Annotated in this window: 11 protein-coding genes; 6 read left to right on the top strand and 5 right to left on the bottom strand. The window is 68.0% G+C overall.

Features of this window, described 5'->3' with window-relative positions; translation table 11 throughout:
- The first annotated feature begins 122 nt into the window (after positions 1-122).
- Entirely contained in the window at positions 123-1,280 is a 1,158-nt protein-coding gene (locus G5C50_RS13030; protein ID WP_165069882.1) for an SGNH/GDSL hydrolase family protein, read from the top strand.
- Between the two features lie 19 nt (positions 1,281-1,299).
- Here the strand turns inward: G5C50_RS13030 and G5C50_RS13025 are convergent, their stop codons facing one another.
- Positions 1,300-4,662, bottom strand: a complete 3,363-nt coding sequence (locus G5C50_RS13025; RefSeq protein ID WP_165069879.1) for a hypothetical protein — start codon at positions 4,660-4,662, stop codon at positions 1,300-1,302.
- A 275-nt stretch (positions 4,663-4,937) separates the two neighbouring features.
- Here G5C50_RS13025 and G5C50_RS13020 point away from each other — a divergent pair, with 275 nt between their 5' ends.
- Entirely contained in the window at positions 4,938-5,711 is a 774-nt protein-coding gene (locus G5C50_RS13020; protein WP_165069877.1) for an RNA polymerase sigma factor, read from the top strand.
- A 471-nt stretch (positions 5,712-6,182) separates the two neighbouring features.
- Positions 6,183-6,608, top strand: coding sequence for a ribosome-binding factor A (locus G5C50_RS13015; RefSeq protein WP_165069875.1), 426 nt, complete (start codon positions 6,183-6,185; stop codon positions 6,606-6,608).
- Positions 6,609-6,688: 80 nt separating this feature from the next.
- On the opposite strand, the gene G5C50_RS13010 is transcribed toward G5C50_RS13015, so the two are convergent.
- Positions 6,689-8,044 (bottom strand): hypothetical protein, encoded by a 1,356-nt coding sequence (locus G5C50_RS13010; RefSeq protein ID WP_165069873.1) that lies wholly within the window; start codon positions 8,042-8,044, stop codon positions 6,689-6,691.
- 275 nt (positions 8,045-8,319) lie between these two features.
- Between G5C50_RS13010 and G5C50_RS13005 the strand changes: the two genes are divergently transcribed.
- Complete coding sequence (locus tag G5C50_RS13005; RefSeq protein WP_165069871.1) at positions 8,320-8,511, top strand: hypothetical protein; 192 nt, start codon at positions 8,320-8,322, stop codon at positions 8,509-8,511.
- 114 nt (positions 8,512-8,625) lie between these two features.
- Here G5C50_RS13005 and G5C50_RS13000 read toward each other — a convergent pair whose 3' ends face one another.
- From G5C50_RS13000 to G5C50_RS12990, 3 genes are all read right to left on the bottom strand, one after another.
- Positions 8,626-11,265 carry a glutaminase domain-containing protein gene (locus tag G5C50_RS13000; protein WP_165069870.1) on the bottom strand — a complete coding sequence of 880 codons (2,640 nt, stop codon included), beginning with the start codon at positions 11,263-11,265 and terminating at the stop codon, positions 8,626-8,628.
- Between the two features lie 104 nt (positions 11,266-11,369).
- Positions 11,370-12,083: a hypothetical protein gene (locus G5C50_RS12995; protein WP_165069868.1), complete on the bottom strand. Its 714-nt coding sequence runs from the start codon at positions 12,081-12,083 to the stop codon at positions 11,370-11,372.
- Positions 12,084-12,146: 63 nt separating this feature from the next.
- The gene (locus G5C50_RS12990) at positions 12,147-12,923 is read right to left on the bottom strand and encodes a sugar phosphate isomerase/epimerase family protein (RefSeq protein WP_165069866.1); all 777 of its coding nucleotides are present in this window, start codon (positions 12,921-12,923) and stop codon (positions 12,147-12,149) included.
- 162 nt (positions 12,924-13,085) lie between these two features.
- On the opposite strand from G5C50_RS12990, the gene G5C50_RS12985 reads away from it, so the two are divergent.
- Both G5C50_RS12985 and G5C50_RS12980 read left to right on the top strand, forming a co-directional pair.
- Complete coding sequence (locus tag G5C50_RS12985) at positions 13,086-14,780, top strand: apiosidase-like domain-containing protein (RefSeq protein WP_165069864.1); 1,695 nt, start codon at positions 13,086-13,088, stop codon at positions 14,778-14,780.
- Positions 14,781-14,910: 130 nt separating this feature from the next.
- Entirely contained in the window at positions 14,911-15,615 is a 705-nt protein-coding gene (locus tag G5C50_RS12980; protein ID WP_165069861.1) for a DKNYY domain-containing protein, read from the top strand.
- The last annotated feature ends 11 nt before the right edge of the window (positions 15,616-15,626 follow it).

Genomic DNA, 15,626 nt, shown 5'->3' with positions numbered 1-15,626 from the left:
GATCAGCCGCCCGTATCCAAAGCCACCGAGCCCTCCGTCCTCGCCTTGGTCGCTCAGCATGGGTAGGCTTGGAACGTCTTGGCGTCTTGAATTTCTCCGGGTGAACAGACCAGGGACCGTCGATGTTCGATCAAGTGAAAGTCAACTTACTCCTTGTTTCGATCATGGGCCTGGTGCTGGCCGTCCCCGGCGGGAGTCGGGCTCAGGAGGCTGCCAGGACGGAATGGGTTGGATCGGAGGAGCTGCTTCGGCCGTTCTGGTTGGGCGAGGTCATGGAGGGGGAGTCCGTCCTGTTCATCAAGGACGAGAAATCGGGCGAGGCCCGCGCATCGGTGCTCTTCCCGATCCGGAAGATGATCGCCGTTCGCAGTTCGACGGGCGAGGTCCAGTTCGAGGAGGGGCGGGACTACGTCTGGAAAGAGGGGTCGCGCGAGATCGTGGTCCCGCCGGGCTCTCGGATTTCGACGTCCACACCCGAGTCACTCCGCCGGCCGGCGAAGAGCCAGCGCCATCAGCTTACGCACCGGGACGGCAACGGCGAGATTTACTTCGGCGGGGAGCTTGAGTACCACAAGCTCCAGACCATCGTCAGCTACGCGCACGAGCCCGGCCTTTGGAAAGCGCCGACGCCGAGGTTCGATCCCGGAGCCCTTCCGACCACGTTGGAGAGGCTTCGGAAGCAAGAGCCGCTGAAGATCGTCGTACTGGGGGACAGCATCTCCACGGGATGCAACGCCTCGGGATGGGCGGGCGGCAAGCCGTTCCAGCCCGCCTATCCGGAGCTGGTGAGCAGGAGCCTGCACGCTCGGTACAAGGGCCGGGTCGACATCGTCAACCTGTCCGTCTCCGGGATGGACTCGGCGTGGGGTCTGACCATGGTCGACAAGGTGGTCGAGGCGGCGCCCGATCTCCTGATCCTGGCCTTCGGCATGAACGATTCCAGCGGAAGGCCCGCCCAGGACTTTCAGGACAAGATCGCCGCCGCCATCAAGGGCGTCCGCGAGAAACGCCCCGAGGTCGAGGTCGTCCTCGTTGCCACAATGGTCGGCAACCGGGATTGGGTCAGGCTTAATCAGGATCTCTTCCCGCAGTACCGCGACGCCCTCGCGAAGCTCTGCGGCCCAGGAGTGGCGCTGGCGGACGTCACCTCGATCTGGAGCGAAATCCTCCGGCTCAAGAAGGACTGGGATCAGACCGGCAACGGCGTGAACCACCCCAACGACTTCGGCCATCGGGTCTACGCCCAGGTCATTTCCTCGCTCCTGATCCCCGTCGATTGAGAGGCCTCGCGCATCCTGTTCACCGCGGCTTATTGGCCCCCTGGGGCTGCTGGATGAGGTCCCGGCCGACGCCCTGGAGGATGTTCATGGCGTCGCGGCCAAGGGAGCCGCCGGATGCGTTGTTAGTGCCGTTGCCTCCTGCGGTCTGAGGCAGGGCGCGGTCGAGGAGGCGGCCGGCCTCGGCCTGGACGTTGCGGCGGACCATGGAGCGGGCGGCTTCGCGAAGGGCGACTCTCAGGCCGTTGCGGTCGATGGTCGGGTGGGCGATCGTGCCGCCGATGGGGACGGTGATCTCGGTGCCGCCGACGAACTGGTTAGCCGCGGCGTTGCCGCCGAGCATCTGGGGCGTGATGGGGACCTTCGCCCGCATCGCCAGGGTCTCGTCGAAGCCGATGGAGCCGTCGATCTTCGCGGCGAGGTCGCCGCTGATCGGGATGGTCAGGCCGCTCTGCTTGACTCGGCCGTCGGCGATCTCGAACTGGAGCGGCTGCGCCAGGGTTAGCTTCTTGATGTCGCGGCCGGTCAGCGAGACCAACTCGGTCGCGAACGGGCCTGGCTCGAAGGCGACGTCCTTGAAGACGAGCTGCCCCAGGACGTTCAGCGTTCCGTCTCCCAGGATGGGAATCGTCGCCGATTCGGTGGTCAGCGAGACCTGGCCGGAGACGTTGCTGGACTTCGCCAGCACGGGGGCGATGAACGCCAGCACGTCGTCCGAAACGGCCTTGTTGATCGCCGCGTTCTCGATCCGGCTCCCCCTCACCAGCCGCAAGGCCAGGGCGTTCGGGTCGTCCACGAACAGGTCCGCGCCCATGGACACCTTGCCGCCGTTGAGCGTCGTCTCGATCGGGTCGAAGACGGCCTTGCCCCCCCCCAGTCGGAGGGCGATCGGCGTCGCGCCCAGTTCCATCCCGAACGCCCGCGCCGAGGCCAGGTCGACCACCAACGCACCCTCCATCCCCTTGAGCATCTGCGACGTCGTCCCCGTCAGCGGGCCCTTCAGGTGATAGGGCCGCACCGTCGCGCGGACCTTCGCCGTGGGCTCCACGGCCCCGGCGATGATCGGGTCTAACGTCTCCCAGCGCGGCTCCAGCACGCCCGAGACGTCGGCCAGCCGTCGCGAGCCGACCTCGGCGATCGTGCCGTTCCCGGCCAGCCGGCCGTAGGCCGTGTTCAGGTCGAGCGTCTTCAGGGCGAGTTTGTCGTCGGCCGGGCTGTAATCGCCGTTGAGGGTGAGGTTGGCCGCGCCTCGGTGGGTGGTGAGGAAGAAGTCGGGCGAGGAGATCCGGGTTTCAAAGCCAAGCCGGCCGTCCTTCGCGCGGGTCCCCTTGGCATGGCCCGTCCAGGGGCCGCCGAAGCCCTGGAGGCTGTCGACCTGGGCCCAGTAGGCGAGCGTGCGGTCGAGCGCTGAGAGGTCGCCCTGGAGCACGGCTTCGAAGCCCAGCGGGGAGTCCCCCTTGCCGATCCCGGAGACCATCATCCCCTGCGGGCCGACGACGATCGACTGCGACGGCTGCGGACCGACCGGAATCAGCACGACGCGGCCGATCGCCGGCTCGTAGGTCCCCCGGGCGTTCACGCCGATCGCCGCGAGCGTCTCCTTCGGGTCGGCCGGTGTGGCGGTCAGGTGGACGGATTGAAGTTCATAGCCCTTCGGATTCGGCCGGGTCGAGACCTTCGCCGCGACGACGCCGGCGGCGGGAGTGGTGATGGGCGTCGTCCCTTCGAGGTCGTAGGTCCCGTCGGCCTTCGCCAGCACGCTGAGCTTCGTCTCGCCGGCGGCCAGGCCGACGCGGACGGCCTGCCAGTCGGCCGGCAGACCGCGGCCGTCGCGGGGGCCTTCGGCCGAGGCGTCGAGTCGGACGCGGTCGCGATCGACGGGGGCCTCGGTCAGCCCGGCGACGTGCAGGTCGGTGATCTCGGCGGCCAACCGCGCCCGGAATTCTCCCTTCTCGGGACGGTAGTCGGCGGCCATCCGACCGCGGCCGGCGAGCTTCACAGCGCCCATGTCGATCAGCTCGCGAGCCTGGGCTTCGACGGCCGCCAGGTCGAACGAGCCGGTCAGCTTCAGACCCTTCTCCAGGTCGCCCGTCGCGGAGGCGTCGATCCCCGCGGCCTTGAGCGAGAACGACTCCACGGCGACGTTGCGCTCCGTCCGGACCAGCGCGGCCGAGAGGGTGGCGGGCTTCTGCAAGGTGAGCGGACGGCCGGATTCCGTGGCGGCCAGGTCGGCGAGGTCGGCCTTCACGTTCAGGCGTTCAATTCCGTCATGAACGCTCGTCGCGGCCTCGATGCGGGCCTGACCCTTCTCGATCGTGATCCCCTTGCGGAGCGGGATCGCGTGCGGCAGGAGCTTCGACGCCGCAGCCAGGTCGACGTGGCCCGTCAGCCGGGTGGGGGAACTGGTCGCGGGCATGTCGCCGACAGCCGTCAACTCGGCGATCGCCGACTTGAGGTCGAGTTTGCGGACCGACCAGCCGGCGGCCGTCTGCTGAACGTCCCAGTCGGTCGCGACGGAGTCGAGCGCCAGGCGGTCGCCTGCCAGGGCGGGACCCTCGGCGGTGAACCGATGCAGGACCGCCCGGCCATGGGCCGACCAGAGGCCCTGAGTGCTGGCGACTTCCAGATTCCCGACGAGGTCGCCCCGGGCCTTCACGCCGGCCCGATGGACGGCGATCGGCCATTGCTCGCCCTTCAGCGTCAGCGTGGGAGCGGCGGCGTCGCCGTTGGTTTGCAGGTCCAGCGACCGCTCGCCGTCGTGGAGCTTCAGGGCCAAATTCATCGGCTTGCCGGGCTGGAGAGTCGCCTGGGCCTCGAAGGCGCTCGCGACAATCGGCTCGGCCAGTTCTGGACTGGCGACGCGCAGGCGGCCCCCCTTCACGACGACCTTCGCCGAGATTCCCGGACCGCCGCTGGCCGCCGGCGCGGCTTGCGCCAGCTGGGCCGGGGGATCGCCACCCCCCAGCAAGCCTTCAAGCGCGTCCAGGAGGTCGATCCCCCCGTCGTCGCGGCGCGTCACGTCGACCGTAGCCCCGTCGACGACGATCGTCCCCAGGTCCCCGCGCGACTGCATCCATCCGATCAGGCCATGGTCGGACTGGACCGTCTCCGCCGAGATCACGGTTTTCCCCTGCCGGTCCACCAGCGCGACGTTCCGCAGAACGACGCCGCGATTCCACGACGGGGCGAAACCACCCAGCTCAATCCGCCCTCGGCGGAGCTTGTCATTGATCTTCTGCACGATCAGGCGGCGGGCGGGAGCGGTTCCGAGCAAGGTGGGAATCGCCGCAAACCCAAGGGCCAGCAAGACCGAGAGAGCGACGGCCCATCGAACGAGGCGTCGAATGCGTCTCGGCGGTTTCGCGGCGACATCCTTGTCCTGCATAACCTGGCGACCTCCTTGTCAGCGCCACCGTGTTGGTCGGTCGGAGCCCGACCATACCGAGCTATCGGACTTTGTCCAATCTCGACTTCGGACGATGGCGCGCATCATGCCGATCAGATCGATCTTTCGGCCGAGGTTCGGCTGTGCGGATTAGGGAGGATGTTGCGTTTTGAAAAGGGCCGGTTGAGATGCGGCTTCAGCGCTTTCACGGCTCCGCGAATCCTGATAATATCGGTCAGGCCCAATGACGCTTTCGAGTCGAGGGGAGCCGAACCTTGACCAACGGGAATGACCTCAGTGATCTAAGCCATATCGACACTCTCTGGCAGATGGTGCGCCAAGCCCACCCGCCGGGAGTGGTGAAAGGGACGCCGGGGGATGACGAGACCGCCACGGCGCGCAGGGCGCTGCTGGAACGCTACAGCGGGGCGGCGCGGCGATATCTCCAGGCCGCCCTTCGGGACCGAGCGGCGGCCGAAGAACTGTCGCAGGACTTCGCGGTGAAATTCATGGGGGGGGCGTTCGCCAACGTCGACCCCGGCAAGGGGCGCTTCCGCGACTTCCTCAAGCAGTCGCTCTACCACCTGATGATGGACCACCATCGCCGCCGAAAATCGGCTCCGCAGGGGCTGGTCGGGGACGTTCCCGCGGCCGGTCCGGAGACTCCCTGGGCCCAGGCCCACGACGAGGCGTTCCAGACAAGCTGGCGGCTGGAGTTGATGGCCCGCGCCTGGTCGTCCCTGAAGCAGATCAAGGGGGATTCCGGCCAACGCTACCACACGATCCTCCGGACGCGCGTCGAGGATCCGGACGCCTCCTACGCCGAGTTGGCGACGCGGCTCTCCCTCCTGCTGAACGACGTGTACGACGCGAACCGGGCCCGCGTGGACGTGCACCGGGCGCGTGACCTGTTCGTCCGAATGCTCGTCAGGGAGGTTCGAGAGACCCTCGCCGACTGCTCGAATGCGGCCCTCGAAGAAGAACTGGCCGAACTCGGCCTGCTGGAGCGCTGCCGGCCTGTGATGGACCGAAGGCGGAACGCTTGTTGAGGACGCCCAGCGAACCTTGACGGCGGTCGGCGCGTCCTGCTGAGACCAGGTTGCCCGCCGTGTGAAGGGGGGCTACAATGAAGTTGCTCGTTCGATCGCGATTCTCGTGAATCGGTCGCGTAGCCACCTCTCCTTTCCTCACGCGAAGGAGGCCGACGATGTCTCATTTCCCCCGCCCTATTGAATCGTCGGGCTCGATTCCTCCGACCCCCTCCGCGAGTCGTCGCTGAGCGTCGCGACGCCTCTCGGCGTCCCCGTCTCTCGCACCGCCGAACCGTTTGACGCGTGATTGCGCGCGGCCGGGGCGCGGGCTTGTGAGTCGGGAGATCAGGATCGGGCCGTCCCCGTTTCGTCCCGTCGCGCGCCCTTCCAATCGATCGGGCGACGGCGGCCGACGCCGCTTTCGCGCGGCTTCGGGATGCGAAAGGACTTCTTCACGCGTTGCCGATTATCAGAGGAATGAGGACGACCATGGGACGTCATTTCCCCCTGCGCCGGAGTGAGGACTGGAATCCGGCCGACGCGGAGGCTCGCGAGGGGTCGAGGTTTCCCGGGGCGCGGAGCCGTCGGGGCGGCCGGGGAGGCGGTCCGGCCGAGCCGGCGGGCCGCAAGGCGATGCAGCTTTGCCATCAGGTGGCCATGACCCTGAGCGAAGTGCTGGCCGAGTGCGGCGACCCGCTGCTTCAAGGGCTGCGGGTGCTGGGCGTCGAGCCGGCTCCTGACGCCTCGCGTCTCTCCGTCGCACTCGCCTGCGACGAGGGGGGCTCGGTCAGCCGAGTCGAGGACCACCTGGCCAAAGCCTCCGGCCACCTCCGCGGCGAGATCGCCCAGGCCATCACCCGCAAGCGGGCGCCGATGCTGATCTATCACATCGCGCCCGATGAGGCCGTCGACTGAGGACCTTCAACGGAAGGAGGCGGCCCCTTTCGGAGCCGCCTCCTTCCGCGAGGGATGTCGTCGCGTTCGCAAGTTCAGACTCAGGAGCCGCGAGCCGAGCGCCCGGTGGAGCCGCTGCCGCGGTTGAACCGCATCGAGGCCATCCGGTTGGCCATGCCGCCGCTGCCGGTCTGGAAGCCGCGGCTCTGCATCGTGCGGTGACGTCCGCCGACGCTGCCGTTCTGCTGCTGGGCGACGGCCGGGGTCGCCTGCTGCTGGCCGCTGAAGCTGTCGGTCTGTGCAGCGGCCGGAGTCGCCTGCTGGTCGACGGTCCCATCCTGCGACGAGACGGCGGGCGCGGCCTGCTGTTGCTGTTGCAGCGAGAACGACGGCGTCTGCTGCTGACCGCCGAAGCTGCCGCCGAACGAGCTGGTCGGCGCCGTCTGCGACCCGGTCCCACCGCCCTGCGGCCCGCTCATCGAGAAGCCGCCGCTGAAGCCGCCGCCGAAACCGCCCATCCCGCCGCCGGGCATCCCCTGCCCCAGGTCGCCCGGGGCGCTCGGCAGGCTCTGATCCTGCGACGAGCTGCCGTTCTGCGTTTGGGCGTCGAGGAGATCCTGGACCGACTGCTGGTCGGTGGCCAGGGTCGTCAGATTGTCGGCCGAGACGTTGCTCGCCGTCTTGACGGCGTCGAGGGCGCTGAAGTACGCCGTGATGGCGTCGTCGGAGACCCCGGCGCTCTCAAGGACGGCTGTGTAGTCCGCCTTCAGCGTCGCCTGCTGATCGGCGGTGAACGTCCCCGAGTCCACGATCGTCTTCTGGTCGTCCTGGAACGTCGTCAGCTTGTCGGAGTCGACGGTCCCCGTCGCGGCGGTCACCAGGTTGTTCTGGGCCGTGCGGAGCGCGGCCAGGAGCTTGGGGGTGACCTCGGAGTTGTCCTGGATCGTCTGCGTGTCGTTGCGAAGCTGGTCGAACGCCGCCTTGAGCTTGTCGGCGTCGGTCGTATCAGTCGACGAGTCGTCGGTCGAGTCAGTGGTCGACGAGTCGGTCGAGTCGCTTGTCGGAGCCTTGGCTCCGAACGGGCCGGAGAGCTTGTCGCCGCCGGCGTAGATCAGGTTGGCGTACGGCCCAAGCTGGGCGGCGGCGCCGGCGTTGACCCAGGCGGTGCTGTCGGTGCTGTCGGTCGTGGAGGAGGAAGCGCCGCTGTTGTTGACGAAGTCGCCGCGGAATGAGAGCTGGGGCCCGCCGGTGTTGAACGACGTGTTGGAGAACTGCGAGATCTCGGCGGGGCCGTTGCTCGCCATATCCATCGGTCCCATCGCCATGCCGAAGCCGCCCGTCATGAGCTTGCGGTCTTCCAGCGAGGCGACGGCCGGCAGGGCCTTGCGGCGGACGCGGCGGATCGGGGCCGAATCGGACGAACGGGGAGCCTCGGGACGGTCCATGTTCGTGGACATGCGATTGAATCCTTTCTGAGGGTTCAAGCCCCGTCGGACGGGCCTCCTGCCGCGCTCCGACGGGGCGCCTCGCCATCCTCGGCGAGGGATAGGGAGAGAAGCGACGGCGTCCGGCGGAGATGAGAAGTGGCGTGGATGATTCGGACCGCCGTACGCAACACCGATCGCCCCAGCGCCGCGAAACCGGCGCGGAATTCCTCGAAAACCCGATTTGTCAAAACGACCGTCGCCCCCCAGTCGCGGTTTTCGACGGGCCGCTCCGATCGCAGGCGGAGATGGTCGCGCGAAGCGGGCGCACCGGGCGAAGTGGGGCGGTCGTCCCGGCGACCGCGCCCGAATTCGACGCCGCGAACAATTCGTTCGTCGGGAACCCGATCAAGCCCGACGGCTCGCCGGACGCGATCGTTCGGGTGAAGGATGAGAAGGACGTCGTCTCGGCGATGAATTCGCCCGCGAGAACGGCCTGAAGCTTGGCGACGTGATGCTTTCGGCGCCGATCCCCCTTCATCCGGCCCTTCGGGCCACCCTCCCCCGTGAACGGGGAAGGCCCTTATGGGACGGATGAAGGGGGCGATCGACGGTCATTCGGCTGGGGCGAGTTTCACCAGGCCGAGATCGATGTACTGACCGCCCTGGGTCTGGCGGCAGTGGACGGCGAAGACGTTCTTGCCCGGCTTGAGGGCCTTGAGGGCTTCGGGGCTGATGCGCATCGGGCGATACTCGCTGGTGTAGCCGTTGAGCTTCGCCGCGCGGACGCCGTTGATGAAGACCTCGGCGTCCTCGTCGTGGTGGATGTAGAGCCGCAGGTCGTCGCCGGCGTCAACGGCCGCGTCGGGGACCTCGATCTCGCGGCGGAGCCAGATGTTCCGGCCGTCCCAGACGGTGTGGATCTCGGCCCCGGGGGTTCCCCGCGTGCCGAAGCCCGACTCCCCCTGCTTCCAGTCGCGGTCGTCGTAGTCGATCGCCGTCCACGAACCGGGGGGCTGCTGGAGGACGTACTTCCACGAGGCCGGCGCGGTCTGCGCCGTGGGGACCAGGTTGACGACCTCGCGGCGCTTGGGCATCGGGGCCCATTCCTTGGGGAGTTCCTTGGCGTCGGCCTTGGCCAGCTCCAGGCAACTGTCCCAGTAGGGGAGCGCGTCGGTCAGGGCGCGGATGAAGACGCCGCCGATCACCGGGCGGGCCTTGAAGCCGGCCTGCTTGGCGCTGTCGGTCCAGTACCAGTCGCTGAACGGGATCCGGTCGGGCGTGTCGTCGAGCATCAGGCGAATCGGCTTGATGAATGATTCGAAGGTCGCCTTGTCGGGCGCCAGCGAGGCCGTCCAGACGATCCAGTCGGTCTTGGTAAACGCCTTGCGCGAGTCGAGCGGAAGGCCGTACTTGTTGAACTTGGTCTGGTAGAACGCCAACTCCCTGGCGGCGACCTCCGGCGGGAAGATTTCCAGGCCGAGGATCTTATCCCAGATCAGGTTGTACTTCTGGCTCCAACTGGCCTGGGGGTCGAAGGTCAGGCGGTAGTGGTCGCCGGCGTCGGCCATGGTCATCCACTTACGGGCCAGTTCCCTGGCCGTGTTCGTGTAGTGGCGGGCCTGGTCGTCCTCGCCGCGCATGGCGGCCATGCGGCCGAACGCGGCCATGCCGAGGATCGCCTTGACCGAAAGGTTCGCGTTGCGGGCCAGGTGGCCGGAGAAGTCGTCGGTGCAGAGCTGGTTGGCCGGGTCGAAGCCGGAGTGCTCGCAGTATTCGGCCCACTTGGTGAGCTGGGGCCAGTACTTGCCGGCGAAGTCGGCGTTCTTCTCGACGTGGGCGATGGCCGCGACCATGAGCAGCATGTTGCCGCTCTCCTCCACGGGCATCTGGTTCTCCTCGGTCCGCTCGCCGCCGCCGTAGACCTGTCCGGTGGCCGCGGGATAGGTCCCCAGGTCGTGAGGGGCGAACGGCCAGGGCCAGCGTGGGGAGGCCGAATAGTCGAGGACTGGCTGGAGCGACGCCTTCGCCAGCACCGTGCTGAAGAGGATCAGGTGGGGGAACTGCGGGTAGATGACGTCCACCGTCCCGATGCAGCCGTTGGACGAGTTCTCCTTCGAGAACCAGAGCGGCATTCCCTTCGAGTCGGCCGCGAGCGTCGCGCCCGCCAGCGACTGGCGATGCGCCAGGGCGCCGATGTCCGCGTAGTCCTTGCCTCCCAGATCGGTGAGGACCTCCACGAGCCGCTTGTCGAAGCGGTCGCAGTACTGTTCATACACGTCCCGGCGCATCTGGTGCTGGAGCAGCAGGGCCGTGAACGGCTGGTCCTTCCCCTTCCCCTTGGCCTTGAGGCGGTGCTTCCAGTAGCCGACGAGCCACTCGTCCATGTAGTCGATGGCGTAGTCGTCGTTATACGCGATCATGGCGAACGTCGAGGCCGGCGTGCCGGGTTGAACCTTCCCCAACGCGGTCGCCAGGGCGATCGACGGGGCGCGGTCTTCGACCTTCCGGGGCGATTCGGCGTCGTCGCGGCCGGGGAGCCCCCCTTCCTTGACGAAGGCGTCGAAGAGGGCCTCGGCCGGTCCGGCGGCCAGGATCGTCCGGGGCTGGCCCGAGGCCAGGTAGAGCGATCCCCAATCGATCCGCGTGCCGTCCCCCCGGCGCTGGAGGATCGGCTGCTCCTGGGTGCCGATCTTCACCGCCTTGATCTCGCCCAGCTCCTCGCGGCCCCAGACCACCGGCTGGTCGGGCGTATGCACGGCCAGTCGGCCCGACGCCCCCAGCAGGACCGAGACCTCGTGCTCCTTGCCGTCGCGCGGCTCCACCTTCCACGAGACGTACGTCACGGGGCTGGAGAGCATGTCCAGGTTGTACGGGATCGCCAGGCCGAGGAACGACAACTCGACGCCGACGGCCTCGTTCTGGAACTTGTAGATCGTCTTCGTCGGCCGGACCTCGACGGAGACCTGCTCCAGCGCGGGGACGCTCTTGGGTTCGGCGCCCATGATCCGGTACGTCTTGTCGTCGACGCGGACCAGGCCGGTGAGCGGCTGGGGCGTTCCCGTCCAGTGTCGGGTGACGTCGTCGGTGAGCTTGTCGGCGTTCGACCAGACGCTGAAGTACGGGTCGTGGGCGATAAGCGGGACCGAGGGGGGACGCAGCGGCTTCGCTTCTTCGGCCCGCGCGGCGGAGGCGCAGGCGACTGCGGCCGCCAGGCCGGCGGCGGCGAAGAAGGCTCGAGAGAGACTCTTCATGGGATCCTCGGGACGGACGGAGAGACACCGGTTGAAAGCCCGATCATAAGGCCTGGCCCCCGACCCGCACCACCCCGAGCGCCTTAGGACGACTTCGGCCGCCCCTAACGCGTCGGGGGATCGAGGAGCCAGAGGCGTCGGATCAGTGCATGGCCTTCGGGGTCGTGTTTCGACAGCTCGGCGCGGACGAAGGGGTAGAAGTCGTTCGCTCCGAAGAGGGCCTCGCTGGCCTCGGCGAAGTATTCCTGCGGGTTCGTCAGCGCGTAATGCCGGCGTTCCTTGCCGTTGATATGAAGGACCCTGTCATAGCTCTTCGAGGCCTCGGCCCGGCGGTGGGCCTCGGCAATCTCCGGATTGTTGAAGCCCCCCTCGACGACCTGGTGATGATACCCGTGGGCCAGTTCGTGGAGGACCATCCAGGGTTGGTCGCGACACCAGTCGAGGAAGTTGCGGGCGTCGGCGATCTCCACGCAGCGGGCCTTGTCCGGGTTCATGTCGTGCTCGACGAGCCACGACGCGGACGGGTGGTAGGCCATGCAGGGGTGATGCGGCTCGTCGCGTTCGACCCAGATCGGTATCGTGCGCAGCTTCGCCACGGCCGGAGCGGGGACCGCTCGCTCGATGGCCCGAAGCTGATCCTCCAGGAGCGCGAGCGTCCGCGACGCCAACTCCGGCTCGTCGCGCGGGAAGGCGCGGTGGATGCGGACGCTCCACCCTACGAGGTCGCGTGTCTCATAGTTCGCCGTCGGTTCCTGTCCGGCGGCCGGCCCGATCAGGAGCGTCGCCGCGGCCAGGACGAGGAGGCCGACACGCGTCAACGCTTTCCGAACGCGCCTTGTTCCAGGTGCCCTCATCCGAGACCCCACGATCGAGACGACGCCTCAGGCGTGGACGGGCTGATAGGCCTTCCAGAGCGACCGGAAGTAGCGGAGGACGCGGTCCGGGTCGGTGCTCTCGGGGATTTCGGCCATGGTGAAGCCGTGGAAACCGTCGGCGGTCAGCAGGCGGAACAGTTCAGGCCAGGGGTAGGCTTCGTCGGTCAGGTCGCGGAGGTGGACGGTCCGGATCTTCCCCGCGACCAGCTTGTAGTTGCCCGCGATCGAGGAGCCCCCCTTGGGAACGTCCTGCGGGTTGGAGTTCCAGCAGACGCCGACGTTGGGGTGGTTCGCCAGCTCCATGATCCGGGCGAAGCCGGGCCATTCGGAGGTCCCGGTTCCGTGGACCTCCACGCGGATCTCCACCCCCTGGCCCTCGGCGTCCTCGCCGACCTCATGCAGCGCGGCGCCGATTCGCTTGAACGCGGTCTCCGGATCCTCCCCCTTGGGGATGCCGTTGGGGCGGACCTTCACCCCCAGCGCGCCGACGTCGTGGGCCAGCCGGACGTACTCCTTGGTGTCGGCGATCATCTTCCTCAGGACGGCTGGGTCCGGGCTGTGGTACTCGAACGCGCTCCCCAGGCCGACGAGTTCGACGGGGGAGTCCTCGAACCGCTTGCGGACCTCGCGGCGGCCTTCGGCCGAGAGCCCGACCTCGACGCCGTGCTTGTGGGTGGTGCGCAGCTCGACGCCGCCGTAGCCCAGCTTCTCCAGTTTCTGGAGGATCGTGGGGAGGTCCCAGTCCTTGGCGATGTTGTACGTGACGATCCCAAGCTGAAGCATGACGGCGGGCCTCCATCGCGAAGCTGTCGGGCCGAGTGGTCCCCGTCATTGTGACCCACCTCACGCGGCTTGCAAGGGGGCGGGCCCTTCCGGCGTCGATCGGGCCGATTTATCATGACCGCCCGATCCGATCGACACGACGCACAGCCTGGGAGGGAGACGATGGTTCATACGCCGCGAACGGTGGCCGGGCGCCCGGCATGGATTCCGTTCCTTCTCGTGGTGATGGCGGCCGGCTTCAACGCCGCCTTCGCCGCGGATCCCCTGCGCGTCGAGGCCGGCAAGGTGGTGGAGGTCGCCTTCACGTCGGCCAGGGATCGGGTCGATCCGTTTCACGAACTGACGCTCGACGTGGTCTTCACCACGCCCGACGGCGCGACGCTGAAAGTCCCGGCTTTCTGGGCGGGCGGGAAGTCGTGGAAGGTCCGATACTCCAGCCGGACGCCGGGCGTGCATCGGTTCGTCTCGGCGTGCAACGACTCCGCGGACGCCGGCTTGAACGGGGTCGCCGGCTCCGTCGAGGTGGTCCCCTATACGGGGGCCAACCCCCTGCTCCGCCACGGCGCGATCCGCATCGCCGACGACCGCCGCCACTTCGCCTACGCCGACGGCGCCCCGTTCTTCTGGCTGGGCGACACCTGGTGGATGGGCCTGACCGATCGCCTGGCCTGGCCCGACGATTTCCAGGCCCTCGCCGCCGACCGGGCGAAGAAGGGCTTCAACGTCGTCCAGATCGTCGCCGGTCTGTATCCGGACATGCCGGCCTTCGACGCGCGCGGCCGCAACGAGGCCGGCTTCCCCTGGGAGCCCGAATACGCCTGCATCAACCCGGCGTACTTCGATGCCGCTGACCGTCGCATCGCCGCGCTCGTCGACGACGGGTTCGTCCCCTGCGTCGTCGGCGCGTGGGGCTACCATCTGCCCTGGCTCGGCGAGGAGAACATGAAGCGGCACTGGCGGAACCTCGTCGCGCGCTGGGGCGCTTATCCCGTCGTCTGGTGCGCGGCCGGCGAGACGACCATGCCGTTCTATCTCGCCAAGGACCGCGCCGGCGACGAGGCCCGCCAGAAGACGGGCTGGACCGAGGTCATCGCCTACCTCCGGTCGGTCGACCCGTTTCATCGGCTCATCACCTGCCACCCGGCGCGGACGGCCCGCGCCAGTCTGACCGACCCGGCCGTCCTTGACTTCGACATGCACCAGAGCGGCCATGGGACCCCTCCCGAGAAGCACGCCGCCCTCGCCGCCGAGGGCTGGAACACGCAGCCGACGATGCCCGTCATCACCGGCGAATCCCGTTACGAGGCCCTGGAAATCAAGCCGATGCTCACCGCGGCCGACGCTCGTAAAGCGTTCTGGGCCCACATGATCGCCTCCGGCTGCGCCGGGGGGACCTACGGCGCGAACGGGATCTGGCAGGTCAACGGCAAGACCAAGCCCTATGGCAATTCCCCCGCCGGCAACAACTGGGGGACGACCCCCTGGGACGTCGCCATGAAACTGCCGGGTTCGGCGCAGGTCGCCGCCGCCAAGAAGCTCGTCGAATCGATCCCCGACTGGAACCACTTCCAGCCCCACCCCGAACAGGCCGCCTGGGCCGACCCGGCCAGCAAAGCCCCCGCGCCGCTGTGCGTGTCGGCCCCCAACGGCTCGCGGCTGGTCTATCTGATCTCCCAGGGCGCCGTCGCTCTTTCCGGCCTCCCCGCCGACAAACCTCTTCAGGTTCGATGGTTCGACCCGGTCGAGGGGACGACGGCTCCGCCGGTCGCATTGACCGTCTCCGCCGAAGGCCGCTCCACCGTGGCGCCTCCGCCGGGCGACCACGACTGGGCGCTGGTGGTTGGGCCGAAAGAGTAACGCCCCGGTCTCCTCCGGGGAGAGACGTTCTACGTTATCGGTGGGGCGCCGCCTTCGAACTCGCTCGGCGGGTTCGAGGCGTGCGCCGCGGTGACGCGCGGGCTCTCCACCTGGGATCGGGAAGGCGGCCATGACGATCCGGCAATTCGACGCTCGCTTCGGGATCCCGCTGCGGTTGATCCTCATCCTGGCCTGCCTTGTGGCCGCGGGGTGCACCACGGGCTACGTGAAGAGCGGCGGCGAGTGGACTTATGTGACCATCAACGAATCGATCGGCCGCGAGGTGAGGAAGGTCGACGCCGACGTCGCGACCTTTCGCGTGCTGGCCGCCCCGGGTTACGCCTGCGACAAGGCCCACGTCTACAAGGCGGGCGTCGTCCTCGAAGGATTCGACGGCGCGACCTTCGAGTTCCTGAAGGGAGACCGCTACGCCCGAGACAAGAACCACATTTACTTCGACGACTCGATCGTCCAGGACGCCGATCGCGACACGTTCCAGGTCCTCGGCCGGCAGTACGCCCGCGACGCCCGGAACGTCTACGACGGCAGCCTCCGCATGAACGTCGCCCACCCCGACGCCTTCCATGTGCTCGACGAAGGCAGTGTCGACGAGCGGAACGGCCTGTCGTACTTCTACTCGACCGACGACCTCGTGAATCGCCTGGGGAGCGAATTCGCCGATCACCAGGTTCTCTACGAAGCCAAAGGTCAGGACGACCGTTATCGCATCGTCATCCCCTCGGCCGGCACCGCCACCGACGGCGAGTGGCTCTATGAGGGACCGAAGCGGTCACGCCGGGTTCATGACGGCGGAGGGCGCGTCGGTTTGCAATGAGCCAAGCAAAG

The organism is Paludisphaera rhizosphaerae, assembly GCF_011065895.1.
GTDB classification, from domain to species: domain Bacteria; phylum Planctomycetota; class Planctomycetia; order Isosphaerales; family Isosphaeraceae; genus Paludisphaera; species Paludisphaera rhizosphaerae.
Note: the sequence above shows the minus strand (reverse complement) of the source record. Positions and strands in the feature narration are given on the sequence as shown.

Excerpts from the sequence above, each read along its gene's own strand:
- G5C50_RS12980 (WP_165069861.1), top strand. The coding sequence starts at position 14,911 with ATGACGATCCGGCAATTCGACGCTCGCTTCGGGATCCCGCTGCGGTTG.
- G5C50_RS12990 (WP_165069866.1), bottom strand. The coding sequence starts at position 12,923 with ATGCTTCAGCTTGGGATCGTCACGTACAACATCGCCAAGGACTGGGAC.
- G5C50_RS13000 (WP_165069870.1), bottom strand. The coding sequence starts at position 11,265 with ATGAAGAGTCTCTCTCGAGCCTTCTTCGCCGCCGCCGGCCTGGCGGCC.
- G5C50_RS13005 (WP_165069871.1), top strand. The coding sequence starts at position 8,320 with ATGGTCGCGCGAAGCGGGCGCACCGGGCGAAGTGGGGCGGTCGTCCCG.
- G5C50_RS13010 (WP_165069873.1), bottom strand. The coding sequence starts at position 8,044 with ATGTCCACGAACATGGACCGTCCCGAGGCTCCCCGTTCGTCCGATTCG.
- G5C50_RS13015 (WP_165069875.1), top strand. The coding sequence starts at position 6,183 with ATGGGACGTCATTTCCCCCTGCGCCGGAGTGAGGACTGGAATCCGGCC.
- G5C50_RS13030 (WP_165069882.1), top strand. The coding sequence starts at position 123 with ATGTTCGATCAAGTGAAAGTCAACTTACTCCTTGTTTCGATCATGGGC.
- G5C50_RS13025 (WP_165069879.1), bottom strand. The coding sequence starts at position 4,662 with ATGCAGGACAAGGATGTCGCCGCGAAACCGCCGAGACGCATTCGACGC.
- G5C50_RS12985 (WP_165069864.1), top strand. The coding sequence starts at position 13,086 with ATGGTTCATACGCCGCGAACGGTGGCCGGGCGCCCGGCATGGATTCCG.